Annotated in this window: 16 protein-coding genes; 4 read left to right on the top strand and 12 right to left on the bottom strand. The window is 69.6% G+C overall.

Annotation, left to right across the window (positions count from 1 at the left end):
• Nucleotides 1-28 precede the first annotated feature (28 nt).
• Together aceA and aceB are read right to left on the bottom strand one after the other, a co-directional pair.
• A complete protein-coding gene (gene aceA, locus G545_RS0111410; RefSeq protein ID WP_027070494.1) occupies nucleotides 29-1,339 on the bottom strand; it encodes an isocitrate lyase in 1,311 nt (436 codons plus the stop codon).
• 21 nt (nucleotides 1,340-1,360) lie between these two features.
• On the bottom strand, nucleotides 1,361-3,007 hold the full coding sequence (aceB, locus tag G545_RS0111405) for a malate synthase A (protein ID WP_052347324.1): 1,647 nt from the start codon (nucleotides 3,005-3,007) through the stop codon (nucleotides 1,361-1,363).
• A gap of 118 nt (nucleotides 3,008-3,125) precedes the next feature.
• Between aceB and G545_RS0111400 the strand changes: the two genes are divergently transcribed.
• A complete protein-coding gene (locus G545_RS0111400; protein WP_027070492.1) occupies nucleotides 3,126-4,079 on the top strand; it encodes a LysR family transcriptional regulator in 954 nt (317 codons plus the stop codon).
• On the opposite strand, the gene G545_RS0111395 is transcribed toward G545_RS0111400, so the two are convergent.
• The 3 genes from G545_RS0111395 to arfB all read right to left on the bottom strand — a co-directional run bounded on the left by G545_RS0111395 (nucleotide 4,062) and on the right by arfB (nucleotide 6,556).
• Nucleotides 4,062-5,414 carry a hypothetical protein gene (locus G545_RS0111395; protein ID WP_154656586.1) on the bottom strand — a complete coding sequence of 451 codons (1,353 nt, stop codon included), beginning with the start codon at nucleotides 5,412-5,414 and terminating at the stop codon, nucleotides 4,062-4,064. The genes G545_RS0111400 and G545_RS0111395 overlap by 18 nt on opposite strands.
• A 68-nt stretch (nucleotides 5,415-5,482) precedes the next feature.
• Nucleotides 5,483-6,097, bottom strand: a complete 615-nt coding sequence (locus G545_RS0111390) for a lysophospholipid acyltransferase family protein (RefSeq protein ID WP_027070490.1) — start codon at nucleotides 6,095-6,097, stop codon at nucleotides 5,483-5,485.
• A gap of 45 nt (nucleotides 6,098-6,142) precedes the next feature.
• Nucleotides 6,143-6,556, bottom strand: a complete 414-nt coding sequence (gene arfB / locus G545_RS0111385; protein WP_027070489.1) for an alternative ribosome rescue aminoacyl-tRNA hydrolase ArfB — start codon at nucleotides 6,554-6,556, stop codon at nucleotides 6,143-6,145.
• Between the two features lie 99 nt (nucleotides 6,557-6,655).
• Here arfB and G545_RS0111380 point away from each other — a divergent pair, with 99 nt between their 5' ends.
• The gene (locus G545_RS0111380; RefSeq protein ID WP_027070488.1) at nucleotides 6,656-7,168 is read left to right on the top strand and encodes a DUF2059 domain-containing protein; all 513 of its coding nucleotides are present in this window, start codon (nucleotides 6,656-6,658) and stop codon (nucleotides 7,166-7,168) included.
• An 18-nt stretch (nucleotides 7,169-7,186) separates the two neighbouring features.
• Here G545_RS0111380 and G545_RS0111375 read toward each other — a convergent pair whose 3' ends face one another.
• The 7 genes from G545_RS0111375 to G545_RS15685 form a co-directional block, all read right to left on the bottom strand.
• Nucleotides 7,187-7,942, bottom strand: a complete 756-nt coding sequence (locus tag G545_RS0111375) for a pseudouridine synthase (RefSeq protein WP_231553212.1) — start codon at nucleotides 7,940-7,942, stop codon at nucleotides 7,187-7,189.
• The gene (gene ubiB, locus G545_RS0111370) at nucleotides 7,939-9,612 is read right to left on the bottom strand and encodes a ubiquinone biosynthesis regulatory protein kinase UbiB (RefSeq protein ID WP_027070486.1); all 1,674 of its coding nucleotides are present in this window, start codon (nucleotides 9,610-9,612) and stop codon (nucleotides 7,939-7,941) included. Before ubiB ends, G545_RS0111375 begins: the two co-directional genes overlap by 4 nt.
• Nucleotides 9,609-10,250: a ubiquinone biosynthesis accessory factor UbiJ gene (locus G545_RS0111365; protein WP_027070485.1), complete on the bottom strand. Its 642-nt coding sequence runs from the start codon at nucleotides 10,248-10,250 to the stop codon at nucleotides 9,609-9,611. Before G545_RS0111365 ends, ubiB begins: the two co-directional genes overlap by 4 nt.
• Nucleotides 10,251-10,260: 10 nt before the next feature.
• On the bottom strand, nucleotides 10,261-11,283 hold the full coding sequence (gene oleD, locus G545_RS14580) for a 2-alkyl-3-oxoalkanoate reductase (protein WP_036136680.1): 1,023 nt from the start codon (nucleotides 11,281-11,283) through the stop codon (nucleotides 10,261-10,263).
• Nucleotides 11,280-12,941: an olefin beta-lactone synthetase gene (oleC, locus tag G545_RS0111355; protein ID WP_027070484.1), complete on the bottom strand. Its 1,662-nt coding sequence runs from the start codon at nucleotides 12,939-12,941 to the stop codon at nucleotides 11,280-11,282. Before oleC ends, oleD begins: the two co-directional genes overlap by 4 nt.
• Before the next feature lie 29 nt (nucleotides 12,942-12,970).
• Nucleotides 12,971-13,876: an alpha/beta fold hydrolase gene (locus G545_RS0111350; RefSeq protein WP_027070483.1), complete on the bottom strand. Its 906-nt coding sequence runs from the start codon at nucleotides 13,874-13,876 to the stop codon at nucleotides 12,971-12,973.
• 615 nt (nucleotides 13,877-14,491) lie between these two features.
• Complete coding sequence (locus G545_RS15685; RefSeq protein ID WP_154656585.1) at nucleotides 14,492-15,148, bottom strand: hypothetical protein; 657 nt, start codon at nucleotides 15,146-15,148, stop codon at nucleotides 14,492-14,494.
• 660 nt (nucleotides 15,149-15,808) lie between these two features.
• Here G545_RS15685 and G545_RS14575 point away from each other — a divergent pair.
• Nucleotides 15,809-18,619, top strand: coding sequence for a UvrD-helicase domain-containing protein (locus tag G545_RS14575; RefSeq protein WP_081677865.1), 2,811 nt, complete (start codon nucleotides 15,809-15,811; stop codon nucleotides 18,617-18,619).
• 148 nt (nucleotides 18,620-18,767) lie between these two features.
• Nucleotides 18,768-19,043 (top strand): carbon storage regulator CsrA, encoded by a 276-nt coding sequence (csrA, locus tag G545_RS15430; protein WP_407059641.1) that lies wholly within the window; start codon nucleotides 18,768-18,770, stop codon nucleotides 19,041-19,043.
• Nucleotides 19,044-19,135: the final 92 nt, after the last annotated feature.

The raw sequence follows: 19,135 nt of genomic DNA, 5'->3' as shown, positions 1-19,135 counted from the left end.
CGGCCTTGCCGGTCCGGTCCCGTGCGCGTCAGGCCGCGGCCTGCCGACCCGCGAACTGGGCGGCCTCGGTGGAGCCGTCGAGGGCGACGGTGGACGACTGCTCGCCCTGGATCGCGCGGGTGACCGCGTCGAAGTAGCCGGTGCCGACCTCGCGCTGGTGGCGCACCGCGGTGAAGCCACGCTCCGCGGCCGCGAACTCGGCCTGCTGCAGCTCCACGAACGCGCTCATCTGCCGGCGCGCGTACCCGTGCGCGAGTTCGAACATGCCGTGGTTGAGCGCGTGGAAGCCGGCCAGGGTGATGAACTGGAAGCGGTAGCCCATCGCCGCCAGCTCCTCCTGGAAGCGGCCGATGGTGGCGTCGTCCAGGTTCGCCTTCCAGTTGAAGCTGGGCGAACAGTTGTAGGCCAGCATCTTGCCGGGGAACTTCGCGTGCACCGCCTCGGCGAAGCGGCGAGCGAACTCCAGGTCGGGCGTGCCGGTCTCGCACCACAGCAGGTCGGCGTACGGGGCGTAGGCGAGCGCGCGGCTCACCGCCTGCTCGAAACCGTTGCGGGTACGGTGGAAGCCCTCGGCGGTGCGCTCACCGGTGCAGAACGGCCGGTCATTGGCGTCGACGTCACTGGTCAGCAGGTCCGCGGCCTCCGCGTCGGTGCGGGCGATGAGCACCGTCGGCACGCCCAGCACGTCGGCCGCCAGGCGCGCGGCCACCAGCTTGTCGACCGCCTCGCGGGTCGGCACCAGCACCTTGCCGCCCAGGTGGCCGCACTTCTTCGCGCTGGCCAGCTGGTCCTCGAAGTGCACCCCGGCGGCGCCGGCCTCGATCATGCCCTTCATCAGCTCGAAGGCGTTGAGCACGCCGCCGAACCCGGCCTCGGCGTCGGCCACGATCGGCTGCAGGTAGTCGATATGGTCGTCGCCCGGCTTGCCCCCGGCCTCCGCGCACTGGATCTGGTCGGCGCGCAGCAGGGTGTTGTTGATCCGCCGCACCACCGCCGGCACCGAGTCCGCCGGGTACAGCGACTGGTCGGGGTACATCTGCCCGCCCAGGTTGGCGTCGGCGGCGACCTGCCAGCCCGACAGGTAGATCGCCTTCAGCCCGGCCTTGACCTGCTGCATGGCCTGGTTGCCGGTGAGCGCGCCCAGCGCGTTGACGAAGTCGCGGTCGTGCAGCGACTTCCACAGCTTCCCGGCGCCCAGTCTGGCGAGGCTGTGCTCGATGGCGACGGTGCCGCGCAGGCGCACCACCTCCTCGGCCGGGTACGGGCGGGTGATGCCGGCCCAGCGGGGATTGGTGTTCCAGTCATGGCGGAGCTGGTCGGCGGTGGGCAGTGCGGTCATGTCGGGATCCTCCGGAAGGATTCAGTCGAGGCGCGCGTAGGCGGGGACGGTCAGGAAGTCGGGGAGCACCTCGGCGTGGCAGAGGCGGTCGAGCAGGCCAATCGCCTCGGCGACGCGGTCGGCGCCGGGGATGTGCTCGCCATGCAGCCGGTAGGGCAGCGACAGCAGGGCGCTTTCCAGCAGGTGGAAGTCGATCGGCGTGCCGTCGTCGAGCTCCAGCGGGCCCTGGCCGTGGCGCGGGTGGTTCAGCCATTGCCACAGCTGGGCGCGGGCGATCTCGGCGGTGGCCGCGTCCTCCATCAGGTGGTGGATGGGCACGCAGCCCGTCCCGGCGAGCCAGGCCGCTAGGTAGCGCACGCAGACCTCGACGTTGTCGTCGAACCCGGCGCGGGTGATGGTTCCGCGCGGTGGTTCGGCGAGCATGGCGGCGAGCTGCGCCTCGCTGAAGGCGGCGATGTCGTCCCGGGCGACGTGGTGCTGGTGCGGCCCGGGCATGCGCTCGTCGAACACCCCTCGCGCAACCGGGATCAGCGCCGGGTGCGCGACCCAGGTGCCGTCGTGGCCGGCGATGGCCTCGCGCAGCTTGTCGGCGCGCACCCGCGCCAGGGCCTGTTCGTTCGCCTGCGCGTCGCCGGGGACCGGGATCTGCGCCGCCATGCCGCCCATCGCGTGCACGCCGCGGCGATGGCAGGCGTGGACCAGCAGCTCCGAGTAGGTGCGCAGGAAGGGCTGGTCCATGCCGACCTGCCCACGCTCGGGCAGGACCCGGTCGGGGTGGGCGCGGAAGACCTTGAGGTAGCTGAAGATGTAGTCCCAGCGTCCGCAGTTCAGGCCGGCGGCACGCGAGCGCAGGGCGTACAGGATCTCGTCCATCTGGAACGCCGCCGGCAGCGTCTCGATCAGCACCGTGGTGCGGACCGTGCCCTCCGGCAGGCCGAGGCCGGCCTCCAGGCTGGCCAGCACCTCGTCCCACAGCGCGGCTTCCTCCATCGACTCCAGCTTGGGCAGGTAGAGGCAGGGGACGCGGTCCTGGTCGACCAGCGCACGCGCGTTGTGCAGCAGGTACAGCGCGGCGTCGAACAGGCCCGCCGACACCGGTGCGCCATCGACGAGCAGGTGCTTCTCGTCCAGGTGCCAGCCGCGCGGGCGGACCATGAGCAGCGCCTGCTCGCGGCGGGAGCGCAGGCGGTACCGGCGCCCGGTCTCCGGCGCATCGTGCTCGAGCGTGCCGGCGACGGCGCCGCGCAGCGCCTGCTGGCCGGTGAGCAGGTTGTCCCAGGTGGGGGAGGTCGCGTCCTCGAAGTCGGCCATGTAGCAGTTGGCGCCACTGTTGAGGGCGTTGATCACCGTCTTGGGATCGACCGGGCCGGTGATCTCCACGCGCCGGTCCTGCAGCGCGGGCGGCAGCGGCGCCACCTTCCACGCGCGCTCGCGGATGTCGCGGGTGTCGTCGCGGAAACCGGGCAGTTCCCCGGCGTCGTAGCGCTGCTGCCGCTGTCGGCGCGCTTCCAGGAGCGACTGGCGGCGCGGCTCGAAACGGCGGTGCAGCGCAACCAGGACTTCCAGGACGCGTTCGGGCAAGAGCGCGGCCTGGTCCGGGTGCCGGGCGGTGAGCACGAGTCCGTGCAAGGACCCGGGGTTGGTGTCGTGACGGCGGGACAGCGGCATGGCAGCGGACATGGCGTGGCTCCGTACTGGGTGCCCCGACCATCCCGCGCAGCACGGCTATTTGACAATCAACTTGTTTCAATGCGACCTATAAGCCCTGCTTATACCAGGGCCTGATATGGCCTCGCCGACGCCCCGCTTCGCCTACAAGGGAGACCGGCTCAAGCCGCTCCGGGCCTTCTGCCAGGTGGTCCGGCTGGGTTCGGTGTCACGTGCCGCCGAGGCCCTGTTCCTCAGCCAGCCCGCCGTGACCCAGCAGCTGAAGGCGCTGGAGCGTGATACCGGGACGCGCCTGCTGGAACGCAGCGGCCGGCGGCTGGTGATGACCCGCGAGGGCGAGGCGCTGTACGAACTCGCGCGCCCGCTGGTGGAGGGCATCGACGCGCTCGACGGCACCTTCCGCAAGCGCATCCAGGGCATGGACGGGGGCGAGCTGGACGTCGCGGCGGGCGCCTCGACCATCCTGTACCTGCTCCCGGGGATCGTCCGCCGCTACCGCGAGGCCCATCCGGACGTGCAGCTGCGGCTGCACAACGTCACCGGGGCCGGCGGACTGGACCTGTTGCGTTCGGACGGGGTGGACCTGGCGGTGGGCTCGATGCTCGACGTGCCGCCGGACCTGGACTACACCCCGGTGGTCCGCTACCAGCCGATGCTGATCACCCCGCCCGACCACCCGCTCGCCCGCAAGCGCCGGCTGGAGCTGGCGGACCTGTCGCCCTACGGGCTGATCCTGCCGCCGCAGAGGCTGACGACCTACCGCATGGTGGACGCCGTCTTCCAGCGCCACCGGGTGCCCTACACCGTCGGCCTGGAAGTGGGCGGATGGGAGGTGATCAAGCAGTACGTGGCGATGGGGCTGGGCATCAGCATCGTCACGTCGATCTGCCTGACCCCGGCCGACGAGGGCCGGCTCGCCGCGCGCCCGCTGTCGGCGTGGTTCCCGGAACGCAGCTACGGCGTGGTGATGCGCAAGGGGCGGTACCTGGAGCCGCAGGCACGCGCCTTCGCGGACCTGGTGCGCAGCGGCGAGGACCGCGGGCACGACCCCGCGTCAGCGTCCTCGCGCTGACCGCCGCCGTTCCAACCGGCGCCACCGGAACGCCCGGCCCAGCCACAGCCCCGCGACCATCCGCGCCAGCGCGAGGGGGACCGCCACGACCACGCCCCAGCGCAGCGGCGTGGCGAGGAGTGCATGCACTGCCGTCGCGCCGCGCTCGCGGCGCCCCGCCAGCGCCGGCAACACCAGCGCCACCGCGGCAACCTCGACCAGGGCCAGACCGCCGAGCGCGGCCCATCGGCCCGACAATCCCAGGACCCAGGCCAGCAGCCCCAGGCCGGCCAGCACCACGGCACGGAGCAGCAGCGCCCCGCCCACCGGCCGTCCTTCCAGGCGGGTCACGCGCTCGCCGAAGGGCTCTTCGATGACCTCGTCCCGCGTGGTGTACCTCCCTCCTCCGGATCCCTGCGCGTGTTTGCGGCGGCGATAGCGCGCCAGCCTCCGGAACGGGCTGCGCAGGAGCGGGTCGAACCAGTGCCCAGCCTGCAGCAGCCCCAGCAGCCAGGACCAGGCAAGCGAGGGCCAACGCGCGAGCGGCGGCGGCTGGACCAGCGCTTCCGCCTCGCCTACGCGGACCATCCGGTAGCCCTCGGTGGCGAACGCGTGGGCGATGGCGTGTCCCGGCCACGCGCCCAGGTCGTCGCCACGCACCGGCTCCACGCGGTCGAACAGGTCGCGCAGGTAGCGGCAGCGGTAGGCGACCGCACCGCCGGTCGCGAGCATGATCCCGCCGCAGGTGCGCTCGCCGATGCGGTCGCACAGTCCGGCCCCGAGGTCCTGGACGTGTGCCAGCCAGGCGGCCGACAGCCAGCGGGCCAGCCGGTCCGCCGCGCCGCGCGGGGCCAGCGGATCCAGGTACGGGTCATCGCCGATCCACCGGCGGAACGGTTCGGACTGCTCCACCCGGCTGCGATGCCCGGGTTGCAGCACGGCGGCGCGCCCCGCCGCGCAGGCCACGCCGGGGTCGGCGAACGTCGCCAGGCAGGCGTCGATGTAGTCGGGCGTGTTGAGCACCGTGCCCGGCTGCAGGACCAGCAGGACCTGGGCGCTGGAGTCACGCGCCTGGCGCTTCAGCGTGGCGACGTGGCCGATCGTCCAGCGCCGGGAGATGCACTCGACCTGCAGCCCGTTGGCCCGCCCGAACTCGGCGGCCAGCTGGAGCGAATGGTCGGCCTCGGCGCCCCCGTCGTCGACCAGCACGACCTTGCCGGGCGTGAGGGACTGCAGGAGCAGGGAGGTGAGGCAATGGACCACGAAGGCATGGTCGCCCGGCCGCACCGGCACCACCACGTCGAAGGCGGGGCGCCCGCTGGTGCCCGCGCCTGCCTGGAGCCTGCCTGTCGCCAAAGACGTCCCCCCCGCCGTTCCCTTCCCCGGTTCCACGCAATGCCCGTGCCAATCCGGGCATGGTCCGCTCAGGCGTCGCGGTTGCGCCCCTTGGACACCCGGCGGTACCACTCGCGGATGGCGACGATCTCCGCCTCCATGTCCCCGCCGGTGTGGATCACCGGCGCGACCACGATCCGCCGGTCGGGATAGTGGAAGTACACCGGCAGGATCGGCACCCCGGCGCGATGGGCGATCTTCCAGAAGCCGGTCTTCCAGTGCTCCACGGGCTTGCGCGTGCCCTCCGGCGCCAGCCCGTACCACAGCCGCTCCGAACCGCGGATCATCGCGACGGCCTGGTCCACCACCCCGCGCGGAGCGCTGCGGTCCACCGGGATCACCCCGAGCTTGCGCACCAGCCAGCCCACCACGGGTACCCGGAACAGCGAATCCTTGCCCAGGATGCGCACATCCAGCCCCAATGCGAGCTTGGCGGCGAAGCCCCACACCCCGTCCCAGTTGGACGTGTGCGGCGCGCCGATCAGCACCACCCGCGGCAGGTCCGGGAACTCGCCCACGACCTTCCAGCCGCCCAGCCGCAGCACCGTGCGGCCGAACCAGCGGGCGAACGGGTGATAGGGCACCTGCGGTGCCGACGGCGGAAGTGCCGGCACCACCGCGGTGCCGCGTGCGTGTTCCTGCATGTCCTGCTGTCCCCCTGGTGTTCGCGCCGTGCCCGGACGCCCGGCTCAGTCCCAGTCGCGGACCGTGCGCCGGCGCTTGAGGGTACTGCGTTGCTGCTTGGCTTCCAGCCGCCGCTCGCGCGAGGCCCGCGTCGGCCGGGTCGCGACGCGCTTGCGCGGCGCCTGCCGCCCTGCCTCGATGAAGGCCGCCAGCCGCTCGCGTGCATCCTGGCGATTACGCTCCTGGGTGCGGAAGCGCTGGGCGTTGATGACCAGCACGCCCTCGGCGGTCACCCGCCGGTCGCGGCGGGACAGCAGCCGCTCGCGCACCGGCTCGGGCAAGGACGGCGAGCCGGCGATGTCGAAGCGCAGCTCCACCGCGGTGGCAACCTTGTTTACGTTCTGGCCACCGGGGCCCGCCGCACGCACGAAGCGCTCGGTGATCTCCGACTCCGGGATGTCGATCGCCTGGCCGCCCATCGGCGCGATTGTAGGCACGCTGCCGGCAACGCGGCTTGACGGCGCGCTACACACTTCCGCACCCTGCCCCTCGGGGATCAAAAAGGAAGGAACCGCACCATGAGGGGATTGGGCTTGCTTCTTGCCGGCGCGCTGGCGCTGGGCACCTCCACGTTCGCCCAGGCGGCGGAACCCGCCGCGGCGGATGTCGATCGGCTGATGGACGTCATGCGCATGCAACAGGAGCTGGACGCCATGTGGCTGCAGGTGGAAGCCATGCAGGCGCAGATGCTCGACCGGCTGTACCAGGGGGAGCTCGACGCAGAGGCGAAGGCCGAGGTCCGGGCCAAGGCCGACCGGCACACCGCCCGGATGCGCGAGGCCCTGTCCTGGGAGAAGGTGCAACCGGTCTATCGCGAGGTCTACCGGCAAACCTTCGATGCCACGGACGTACAGGCGATGATCGAGTTCTATTCGAGTCCGGCCGGCCAGCGCGTGCTCGACAAGACCCCGCAACTGATGGCCAACATCGCAACGGAATCGCAACAGTTGCTGGTGCCGCTGCTGCAGGAGATGGCGGAAGACCTGCAGGACGCGATCAGCGCACCCGAAGAACGCGACCTGGCACCGTAAGCCGCGGTCGCAGGCCCTTCAATCCCGCCCCGTCCGTGGGGGCTGGTCGAACAGGTCCAGGGCCTTGCCGAAGGGGCCATCCGGCGGCGCCTCCACCACCATCGGCCGGCCATCACCCGGGTGCTCGAACCCGAGCGCCCGCGCATGCAGCAGCATCCGGTGCACGCCGATCATGCGGAACGCCCGGTTGTGGCGCCCGTCGCCGTGGCTGGTATCGCCGATGAGGTGGTGCGAGGCGTGCTTGAGGTGGCGGCGGATCTGGCGGAAGCGCCCGGTCAGCGGCTGCGCCTCCACCAGCGCGTAGCGCGAGGTCTCGAAGCCGGTGGAAGGCCAGTCGCACTCCGTCCGCGCCAGCACCCGGAACCGGGTGACCGCCGGCTTCTTCTCCGGCTTGCCGGGCCCGCCGTCGAGCGGGTGGTCGACCTCGAAGGCGTCCTCCGCCGGCCAGCCACGGCACACCGCCCAGTAGCGCTTGTCGATCGTGCCGGCCATCAGCTGGCGGCCCAGTGCCCCGGCGGTGTCGCGGTCGAAGGCCAGCAACAGGCATCCACTGGTGGCGCGGTCCAGCCGGTGCACCAGGAACACCTGCCGCCCGAACTGCTGGCGCAGCCGGTCGACCACGAAGTCGGATTCGCCTCGCGCCAGGGCGCTGTCGTGGACCATCAGGCCGGCGGGCTTGTCGATAACGGCGAGGCAGTCGTCCTGGTGCAGGACGCGGAGGGCCAGCGGGTCGGTGGGTTCCCGCGTTCGCGGGAACGACGGCGAAGCGGTCACCGACGCAGCCAGCCGCCCGCCAGCGCGAACAGGCCGATGACGCCCGGCACCCACGCGACCAGCGGGATGTCGAGCCACTCCGGTCCGCCGGCTTCCAGCCCGTGCAGCACCGCGGCCGCGACCAGCAGGCCTGCGCCGGCCAGCACGCCGGCCATGCGGCGCCGCGAGCGCTGCAGTTCCAGCATCAGGGCGCGGATGTCGTCCGAGCGCATCGCCAGCTGGTGGCGGCCCTCGACCTGTTGCTGGAGCCACTCGTGCACCAGCAGCGGCATGTGCGGGGCCTGGGTGACCAGTTCGGGCAGGCGCTTGCGGACCTCGCGCAGCACCCGGCGCGGGCTGTAGCGGCGGGCCAGGATGCGCCCGAGCACCGGCCGCGCCACCGCCCAGATGTCGATCTTCGGATCCAGCTGCCGCCCGACGCCCTCGATGTTGAGCAGGGTCTTCTGCAGCAGGATGAGCTGCGGCTGCAGGGTCAGCTGGTAGCGCCGGGCGGTGTTGAACAGCTTGGCCAGCACCTCGGCCAGGGAGATCTCGCTCAGCGGGCGGGTGAAGTACGGCTCGCAGACCGCGCGCACCGCCGCCTCCAGCTCCTCGACCCGCACCGTGCCGGGCATCCAGCCGGCGGCCACGTGCAGCTCGGCGATGCGGCGGTAGTCGCGGTTGAAGATCGCCATGAAGTTCTCCGCCAGGTAGTACTGGTCCTGGTCGGAGAGCTGGCCGACGATGCCGAAGTCCAGCGCGATGAAGCGCGGGTTGGCGCGCCGCGCCGGGTCGGTGTCGACCCAGATGTTGCCGGCGTGGGCATCGGCGTGGAAGAAGTTGTCGCGGAACACCTGGGTGTAGAACACCCGCACGCCCTTGGCCGCAAGCGCCTTGCGGTCGATGCCGGCGGCGTCCAGCGCGGCGATGTCGTCGGACGGGATGCCGTGCACCCGCTCCAGGGTCAGCACCTGCTCGGCGGTGTGGGTCCAGACCACCTCGGGCACGTACAGGTCGTCGCTGCCGGCCCAGAACCGGCGCAGCACGCTGGCGTTGGCGGCCTCGCGCTGCAGGTCGAGCTCGGCGAGCAGGGTCGACTCGATCTCGGCGACCACCTCGCGCGGCCGGATCTTGGAGGCGTTGGGATGGGTGCGCTCGACCACGCCGGCCAGCGAGCGCAGCAGCTCCAGGTCGGCGTCGATGCGGCGCCGGATGCCCGGGCGCAGGACCTTGACCACGACCTCGCGCGGCGCCGTGGCACCTGGCTCGAGCAGCGTCGCCGCGTGCACCTGGGCGATCGACGCCGAGGCCAGCGGCGTGGTGTCGAAGCTGGCGAAGGCCTCGCCGACCGGCCGGCCCAGCACCTGCTCGACGATGGCGCGCGCCTGTTCGCCGTCGAACGGCTCGACCTCGTCCTGCAGCCGCGCCAGCTCGTCGCCCAGGTCCGGCGGCACCAGGTCGCGGCGGGTCGACAGGATCTGCCCGAACTTGACGAAGATCGGCCCGAGTTCCTGCAGCGCCAGGCGCAGGCGCACGCCGCGCGGCTGGGCCGCGATATCAGCCGGTACCGACGGTGCGAACGGCCGCGCCAACCCCAGCCAACGGCGGGGCGCGGTGCCCTCGAGCAGGTCCTCGAGCCGGTATTTCAGCAGTACCCGGCCGATGCGCCAGGCACGCAGCGCCGCCCTCACCGGCCAGCCCCAACGCGCAGGCGCGAGATGCGAGCCGCCAGCCGTTCGACATCGTCGTGCAACACGTCGACGTCGTCGTTGAAGGCGTCGAGCTCGGCACGCGGCACCAGGTCGCGCGACTCCTCTGTGAGGAACTCGGCGGTGCTGCCGGCCAGTTCGCGACCGGCCTCGCGGGCGCCGCGCAACGCGGCACGGACGGCGTTGGCAATCTGCACGCCCAGCACGTCGCCGAACACGTCGGTGAAGGGCGCATCCCAGTCCGGGTCGAAGCGGTCGGCCAGCTTGCGCAGCCGGCGCGCCAGCTCGGCATCGCCCTCGATGCGCAGCTCGCCCACGGGTGCGGCGTCGTCCCGGCGCAGCATCGGCAGCTGGCCCAGCAGGCCGGCGAGGGTGCCGCGCACCGACAGGTCCGCCGGGGCGTCCGCAGGCGGACCGACGCGCAGGCGCTCGCCGTCGACGCTGACCTGCAGCGCCAGCGGCGGTCGCGCCAGGTGCAGCGCGATCGCGCGGCCGTCCAGGCCCTTGAGCCCCTCGCGGGTGTCCGGGTCGAGCGCCAGGGCGCGGTTAAGTGCGAGTTCCAGCGCGCGGCCGGCGATCGGCTTGAGCATGCCCAGCGGCGAGGGTCGGGTGTCGGCCATGGGCGGCATTCTAAGCGTCCGCGCTGGCGTCCCGGCCGCGTTCGGCCAGCCACGACTCGCGCAACCGCGCCACGCCCTCGTCGAAGCCGACCCGCGGCACGTAGCCGAAGTCGCGCTTCGCCGGCCCCATGTCGTACCAGTGCGTGGTCACCAGCTGCTCGGCCAGGAACCGGGTCATCGGCGGCTCGCCCTTCAGCGGCAGCAGCTTCCAGGCGGCCTCGCACACCGCGCCCAGGCGGTAGGCGAGCTTGAAGGAGATGGACCGATGCACCTGCGGCGCGTCCACCGCGGCCAGCAGCGCGTTGATGGTCGCGCGCATGGTGCGCGGGTCGCCGTTGCTGATGAAGTAGGCCTGCCCGGCGCAGCGCGCGCCCGGCCCGAGCGCCTCGAAGGCGTCGAAGTGCGCCTGCGCGGCGTTGTCGATGTAGGTGGTGTCGACCCGGTTCTCGCCGTCGCCGACCAGCCGCAGCCGGCCCTGGTGGGCGCGCTCGGCCAGGCGCGGCAACAGCTGGTTGTCGCCCGGGCCCCAGATCAGGCGCGGCCGCAGCGCGACCGTGGCCAGGTCCGGGCCGTTGGCGGCCAGCACCATCTTCTCGGCCTCGAGCTTGGTCGCCGCGTACGGCGCCTTCAGGTCCTCGCCGTAGGGGACCTCGTGTGCGCCGCGGCCTTCCACCGGGTGGGTAGCGCGATGGGTGACGCTCGGGGTGGAGGTGTACACCAGGCGGCGGATGCCGTGGTGGGCGCAGGCCTCCAGCACGTGCCGGGTGCCGACCACGTTCGCCTGTTGGTACTCGCGGTACGGCCCGAACGCACCGGCCTTGGCGGCGTTGTGGAAGACCGCGTCGCAGCCATCCGCGGCGGCGAGCAGCGCGTCGCGGTTGGCCAGGTCGCCGCGCACCTGGGCCACGCCCATGCGCGCCAGCGCCGGGTACTCGCCGCGGTTGAAGCTCACCACCTGGTGGCCGCGCTCGCGCAGGCCGCGGCACAGCGCCTGCCCCAGGAAACCACCGCCGCCGGTGACCAGGATCTTCAAGGCGATTCCTCCAGCTTGCGCGCCGCCCAGGCGGCCAGCCGCTCGCGGCCGATCTTGGCGTTGTGGCGGATGTCGACCGGGAAGCCCGGGTGCAGCAGCAGCCGCTCGATCGCATGGGTGCGCGGGTGCGCCGCGGCCATCGCCCGCAGCTCGCCGGCGACCACGGGCCACTCGTTCTCCGGCACGCCGGGCATCAGCTCCACGCACAGCGCGGGCGTCTGCTCGCCGCGCCGGCCCAGGCCGACCAGCGCGGTGCGCAGGACCCGGGGATGGGTGTTGAAGACCGGCTCGACCTGCTCGGTGTACAGCGGCCCGTCCGCGGTCTCGACACGGTGCGACTTGCGGCCGCAGAACCACAGCCGCCCCTTGCCGTCCAGGTAGCCGACATCACCCATGCGGTGGACGATGCGGGTGGTGCCGTCGGACAGGGTCTCGGTGATCTTGGCCGCGCGCGTCTGCGCCTCGCGGTTGAAGTAGGCATCGGTGGCGGTCGGGCCGGCGACGGTGATTTCCCCGACCTGCCCTTCCGGCAGCAGGTCCACGTCCTCCCAGCGCTCGATCGCCTCGTCGGTGATGGCGATGATGCGGACCTCGTTGGGCGGCACCGCGCGGCCGACGCAAGTGCCGGCGCCATCGGCCGTCGCCTCGCGCGTGGACTGCAGCTCGCGCCCCTCGACCACCGAGACCGGCAGGCACTCGGTCGCGCCGTAGGGCGTCCAGAAGCCGGCGTCGTCCGGCAGCAGCGCGCGCAAGCGGGCGACGGTGTCGGCCGGCACCGGGGCGCCGGCGGACATCACCCGCCGGACCGTCGGCAGCGGCTCGCCGTGGTTGGCGAGCACCGCGACCAGCGCCGGCGAGCCGAACAGCATGTCGACGTTGAAGCGGCGGATCGCGTCGTGCAGCTTGCGCGGATCGGCCTTGGCCGGGCGCGTCGGGTCCATGTCCGGGATCACCGAGGTGGTGCCCAGCGCCGGATCGAACAGCGCGAACGGCGGGAAGGTCGGCAGGTTCACGCTGCCCGGCTGGATGCCGAACGCGTCGCGCAGCATTTCGACCTGGGCCACGAAGTGCCGGTGACGGTAGACCACGCCCTTGGGCACGCCGGTGGAGCCGCTGGTGAACAGGATCGCCGCGACCTCGTCCGGGGCGGTGTTGGCCAGCTGCGGGCCCGCGCCGGCGCCGTCGGCTTCGACCTGGGCCAGCGTGACCCCGGCGAGCAGCGCGCGGCGCCCGGTGGTCACCAGCACCCGCGCCCCGCGCGCCCAGCCCAGCAGGCGGCGCGCCAGGTGTGCCAGCGGGATGCCGATGAAGGCCTCCGCCCCGGCCTCGGCCAGGCACTGCCGCAGCGCCGCCTTGTCGATGCCGGGATCCACCAGCACCGGCACCGCGCCGGCCTTGAACAGCGCGAACATCAGCAGGAAGAACTCCGGCGACGGCCGCACCATCACCACCGTGCGGGTGCCGCGGGTGATGCCGTGCTTCGCCAGCCCGGCGGCGATTGCGTCGCTGCGCGAATCCAGGTCCCGGTAGCTCAGCGACACGTCATAGCGGGCGAGCCCGTCGCGGCCCCGGCGGCCGGGGCAGTGCATCGCGACCACCTCCGGTTGCAGCGCCGCCAGCCGCGGCAGGGCCGCGGCGATGTTGCAAGGTTCGGTCATGCCCGCAATTGTAGGCGCCGGGGTGCCGCTCAGCCCGCCAGCGGGTGGCGGTCCAGGAAGTCGCGGATCGCCGGCACCAGCACCTCGTGCCTGTCTTCCAGCACGTAGTGCCCGGCGTCGTCGAAGGCGTGCACCTCCGCCTGGGGCAGCGCCTTGCGGAAGCCGTCCAGGAAGTGGTGGTCGAACACGAAGTCCTTCAGCCCCCAGCCCAGGAACGCCGGACGGTCGGCGTACTCCGGCAGCATGCGCGCGACCTCCTGCAGCAGCGGCCAGGCCCGGTCGCCTTCCGACAGCGGGATGTCCTGCATGAAGCGCAGCGTGCTGATGGCCTGGTCCCAGCCCTGGTAGGGCGCGATGTAGCCACGGCGCACCTCCGCCGGCAGCGAGCGCTGCGTGCCCAGCCACGCCGCCCCGCGGGCGAACAGGTTGAAGCGCCGGATCAGCCAGCCGCCCAGGCGCGAGTCCCGCCCCATCGACAGTTGCCACGGCATCGGCTTGACCTCGGGCAGCGGGAACGCCGCCGTGTTGAGGATCACCAGCCGCTGCACCTGGGCCATGTGCCGCAGCGCCCAGCCAAAACCGATCATCCCGCCCCAGTCGTGCACCGCCAGCGTGACGGGACCCGTGATACCGAGCGAGTCGAGCAGCGTGCCGAGGTCGTCCACCCGCGACTGCAGCGTGTAGTCGTAGTGCGGCCGGGCCGAAGGCGCGTCGTCCGGGCGGTCCGACAGGCCCATGCCCACGTGGTCCGGCACGACGCAGCGATAGCGGTCACGCAGCCCCAGCACCAGATGCCGCCAGTAGAAGCTCCACGACGGGTTGCCGTGGACCATGACGATGACCTCGCCATTGCGCGGGCCTTCGTCGAGGTAGCTCAGGTGGATGCCTGGGCGGACTTCAAGGCGGTGGGGGGTGAAGGAATAGTCGGCGAACATCGAGCAGTAGGTGAGCGGCTTCGTGCCCCGCATTGTGGACGGAGCGCAACCTCGCTGCAGTAGCAGTCTTGGCGCCCCGTGCGCATTGCTGCGCCTGGTCGCCCCAGGCAGAGGGCCTCATCCGCCGCCATGCTTACACATCTACTGGCCCGGTCGCGGCGCATCGGAGCGAAGTTGCCAAGATTGCGTGCGTGTGCATGAAAGCACTGCTCGTCCGGCCGTCGAAATCATAGTCGGTCCGAGAACGACGCCGACTTTGACCTCAGGGCGGCAGGACGTCGCAGTTCGTGAGAACAACTGCGGGGACGCTATGTCCGCCCCTTCGAGTGAGCGCGAGTGCGGCCATTGCCGCCCCTCTCATAGGGCGTGAGATGCCGCGCCGGTCAGCTTCGAATCATCGCAGGCGATGTCCACCCTTCACAAGTCGCCAGGCAGACGGGCAGATCTCAAGAGTCGCCTGGTCCCGCTTGTCAGGCTACGATAATCTGCTCTCCGCCTTGTTTGCGGCAGCGGTGTCCAGCTGCGCACATCCCAGCTACGTTGGAGTCTTTCGAAGTCGCGTGCGCCAAACTTCGAACTCACCGTTCGAGGGTTGTGTACGTTCCACCTGCTCAGCTACCGCGCGAGCGCGTCAGAGTTAGCGCCTTCGTAGATCTTTTGCTGGCGCAAAGCAATCGCGTCCATCTCCTGGAAGCGTGCACCAATTGCACGTCGAAGCTCCGGATCCTGAAGGACAAAACGATCGTCCTCGACCGCCCAGCTCGTATTCGAAGAGAGTAGAGACACTACGGACTCAGCCTCGAGTATCAAGCGATGCTCCAGTGCTAGGGTTTCGTGGCTCGCCTTCGCTCCGCGATCAAAGCTAGAGAGCATCGTTGATCTCTCTCGATCACTGATTTCCAGTGCGTTGATCTGTTGCCTGCTAGTCTCCATTGATGCCAGCACTCCAGCTTCGAATTTCCCTAACGCGGCCTTCGCACGATTTACGATTCTGGAGGTCTCAGCAAGTCCGACATCTTGCTTAATCCTTCCCGCGTCGAACAGCGATTCCCACCCGCCTTCCTGTAGCTCCGACACGTATGTATCCCTTAGTGCCTGCTGCCGTCGCGACGAAGCCAGTTCAAACTTCTCCAATTCGCCGATGAAGTGGGCTAGGTCCTCGGACGCGCTCTTTCTGCTCTCTTCGGCAGCCACTCGGCCAGCCGTGCCCCCGGCGAGCCTTGCCGCTATGATCACTAGCAGTAACAACAGCAAAAAGCCGACAGTTCTCATGAGCCCCCCTCCTGTTGAACCGGCACTCCCATTTTCCGCCCATTGGACTACTTGTTTGCCGACCACGGGCAGGCTCAGTGTACGGCAAACATCGGCTGACACCTCCCTTAGATGTGCTGCTTGGATCCCGGGTGAACTGAAGCGCGCTGCCTAAGGCTACTGGCGCGGACCGCCGGTTTGGGGCCGCCCCTCTGCCCCCTTCAAGAATTTCAGCGCCCCGTACTTGCGGGAAGAACTCTCCCCGCGGTTGCTGGCCGAGGGAATACGTGCGCGTCTAGCGATAAGGACCGACGCACCGTCGCAGGCATGTACTGCCGCGTGCTGCCGTCAAGGAGCGTCGGCCCTGTCGTGAGTCTGATGGCACCAAGGCATGCCGAATCAAAATGGCAAGCGGCCTCTGGCACGAAAGGAATAGCGCGCGCAGCGAACGAAGATAGAGAGCCCGAGCACCCAGTCTGGGGCTCCACTCAGCATGAGCTCCATCTTCCACGCGCGAAGTGCCGCCAACCTGATCCCGGCCGAGCGAAACGCGGGAGACTCGACTCGGGGTGACTCAAGCCCGAGGCGTTCGAGCGCCGGCGTTTCGCCTGACTCCGCTAAGATGGTGCCCGCCCACTGCTCGTCAGAGGGTGGGCTTACCTTGGGGGACGTGTGCTGCGCATGGCAAGAGAGTGGAGCCCATCTTGGTGGGGCCGCACACTGACGGGCTCTCGGGATTGGCGGTTGCGGCTGGACGGCTCGGAACTCACCTTGACCGTGGAGGGCCGCAACCACCGCCTCGAGGTGGAGAACGAAGCCGGCTACCAGCTCCAGCCGGGCACGTTCTGGACGGATTTCACCGCCTACCCCGCCACCGCCGCTGCGGTGAAGGTCGACGGACTGCCAAATAGAGCTGGGAACGAGCTGCGCCAGTCACTGGAGCACGCGTTGGCGGACAAGCGGCTGCGCGAAGCGGCAGCCCTTCTCAACAGTGAACTTGAGGACGTCCGGGCTTGGCTCAGCCAAGTCGATGCCCAAGAGGCTCTTGCGCGTGAGCAGCATCGCTGGTTCACCCACGAAGGTCAGCAAGCCTTGCTGGCAACCCGGCCCCAAGTAGACCTCGCCGGGATGCGCTTGCGCCTGGATCAGCCCGGAGTGCGGACTCGGCTCAAGGATGTGGCCGCCGTGGAACGAGACGTCGCCCGGTGGGATCAGGACTGGCCCCGGCACTGGGCACGCTTTAACGAGACCCACACCGAGCGTGAGCTGGTGGCGTGCAAGGACTTGTTCGATCGGGTGGAAAGTCAGCCACTAACCACAGAGCAGGCCCGGGCGGTGGTGTGTTTCGACAACCGCGTCCAGGTGGTGGCTTCAGCCGGGTCGGGCAAGACATCAACGATGGTGGGCAAGGCGGCTTACGCCATCCACCGCGGATTTGTGGCGCCCGAGCGCATCGTGCTTCTGGCGTTCAACAAGCAGGCGGCGGAAGAGCTCAGGGAGCGTGCCGCCCGGTCCTTTGCTCGGCTGGGTATGGAGGAAGTGAGCGTGGAAGCCTCCACCTTCCACGCCTTGGGCTTGAGCATCATCGGCAAGGCCACGGGGGAGAAGCCGGACATCCCCGACTGGGCGGTCGATACGGCCGCAGGCTTTCGCAAGCTCATGGAGCTGGCCGACGACCTAAAGGACCGGTCCCCAGCCTTCCGCTCCAAGTGGGATCTGTTCCGCTTCGTGTTCGGACGGGACCTGCCTGCCTTCGGCTCCAACGGACCTGCCGACGTGTGGGACGCTGCGGGCAACGCGGGGATGAGAACCACCCGCGGAGAGATGGTTCGAAGCCAGGAAGAGGTGATGATCGCCAACTGGCTGTTCCTCAATGGCGTGGACTACCGCTATGAGGCCCAGTACGAGTTCAGCACGGCCGACAAGGACCATCGCCAATACAAGCCTGACTTCTACTACCCCGGCATATCGCTGTATCACGAGCATTTCGCCCTGGATGCCCACGGCCGTGCGCCGGCGCACTTCAACGGCTACTTGGAAGGCGTGGAGTGGAAGCGGTCCTTGCATGCCCAGAACGGAACGGAGCTCTTCGAGACCACTTCACACGGGCTGCGAAGCGGCGAGGACTTCGATCGCTTGGCCTCGGAGCTGACGTCGCGCGGGCTGGTTCTCGATCCCAACCCCGATCGCCCCATCCCCAATGACGGGCTCAGGCCGATGGACACCCGGGAACTCGCTGCCCTAATCCGCACGTTCTTGAGCCACGCCAAGAGCAACTGCTTGACCCCGGCCGCTCTGTATCAGCGGCTGGAGGTCCAGCACGACGGTGCTTCCGAGCTCCGGCACCGGATGTTCCTGGACTTGGCGGTGCCCGTCATGGAAGCGTGGGACGCCGCGTTGGCGGCCGAAGGTGGGATTGATTTCGAGGACATGCTCAACCTGGCTGCAGAGCACTTGGAAGCCGGCCGCTATGAGGCGCCTTATGAGCTGGTCATGGCCGACGAGTTCCAGGACGCATCACGCGCGCGTGCCCGGTTGTGCCGAGCCTTGGTGAAGCAGCCTGGCCGATTCTTCTTTGCAGTAGGCGATGACTGGCAATCGATCAATCGCTTCGCTGGGGCCGACGTGTCCGTCATGACCGGCTTCCGGGACTGGTTCGGGCACGGCCAAGTACTCAAGCTTGAACAGACCTTCCGCTGTCCCCAGGCGTTGTGCGACGTCTCAAGTGCCTTCGTTTCCAAGAACCCGGCGCAGATCGTGAAGCGCGTTCACTCGGTGGCACCGACAGTGGGGCCCGTGCTCCAAGCTTTCCAGGTCGACCACAAAGACAAGCTGGCTGACGCCGTCGACCAGTTCGTGATGAGCCTGGCCCGTGGGGTGGAAGACGGCAGCATCCCCCCCGCGCGCAATGGCAAGGTTTCGATCTATGTCCTGGGTCGCTACAACGCGGACCGGCAGTACGTGCCGGTTCAACGCGGACGGTTCGAGCGGTTCGTAGACATCTCCTTCCTGACCATCCACCGCTCCAAAGGCAGCGAAGCGGACTACGTCATCCTGCCCGAGATGCTCACCGTCAACCGCGGACGCAGCTTCCCGAGCACGCGAGCCGACGATCCGGTGCTGGCGCTGGCCATGCCCGGCGGTGATGAGTTCCCACTGGGTGAAGAGCGGCGCTTGTTCTATGTCGCGCTCACTCGGGCGCGCCGAGGCGTGGCGATGTTTACGGCGCGCGGCCAGTGTTCGTCATTCGTGCGAGAGCTTGAGGAAGACAATGCCGTGGTGATCACGGACATGGATGGCAAGGCCGTGCGCGAAGAACCCTGCCCCGTATGCCAGCAAGGCGTGATCGTTTTACGCACTGGGCCTTATGGGGAGTTTCGAGCCTGCTCAAACTTCCCTGCCTGCCGGCACAAACCGGAACGGCGAAGAGCTGCCTCCCCCATAACCTTCGTCCGCTCGCGCCCTCAGCCTCGCCCTTCTCTCCGTGCCTGAACAAGCTCAGGACCACGCAACGCCCAGGATCGGCGGCGTCCTGGTTTTGGCTGTGCTTCAGCCCGAGCCTTTAGATCCCGGTTACAGCCGCCCGGTTCTAGCCCCCAAGCAGAGTCAAAGAGTCCGCCGCGGGGGCGAGGTCGCGAAGATGCTGGCGCTGGTGCCTCTCTCCGAATATGGTGAGTCACACATCAAAGGAATGGACTCCAGCATGCTCATCATTAGTCGCCGTCCTGGTGAAGCTGTCACCGTGGGTACTGACATCCGAGTAACTGTCCTAGCGATCAACGGTAAGCAAGTCCGCTTGGGTGTAACGGCGCCGAGGGTCGTCGAGGTACATCGTCAAGAGGTATACGAAGAGATCACCGGGCAACGCGTTGCCGGAGCTACACCAACTCGAAAGCCAACTGGCCTGTCCAATTGAAATGCAGAGTAAGCGCCGGGCGGCAGATCTCATTGTTGCTCGCGCCATGCGTACGGCATCGTGGACGTCCCGCCGACTAGTTGCTGATGACG

Origin of the sequence: Lysobacter defluvii IMMIB APB-9 = DSM 18482, from assembly GCF_000423325.1 — a bacterium.
GTDB lineage: Bacteria > Pseudomonadota > Gammaproteobacteria > Xanthomonadales > Xanthomonadaceae > Novilysobacter > Novilysobacter defluvii.
This window is presented reverse-complemented; position numbering and strand designations above follow the sequence as displayed.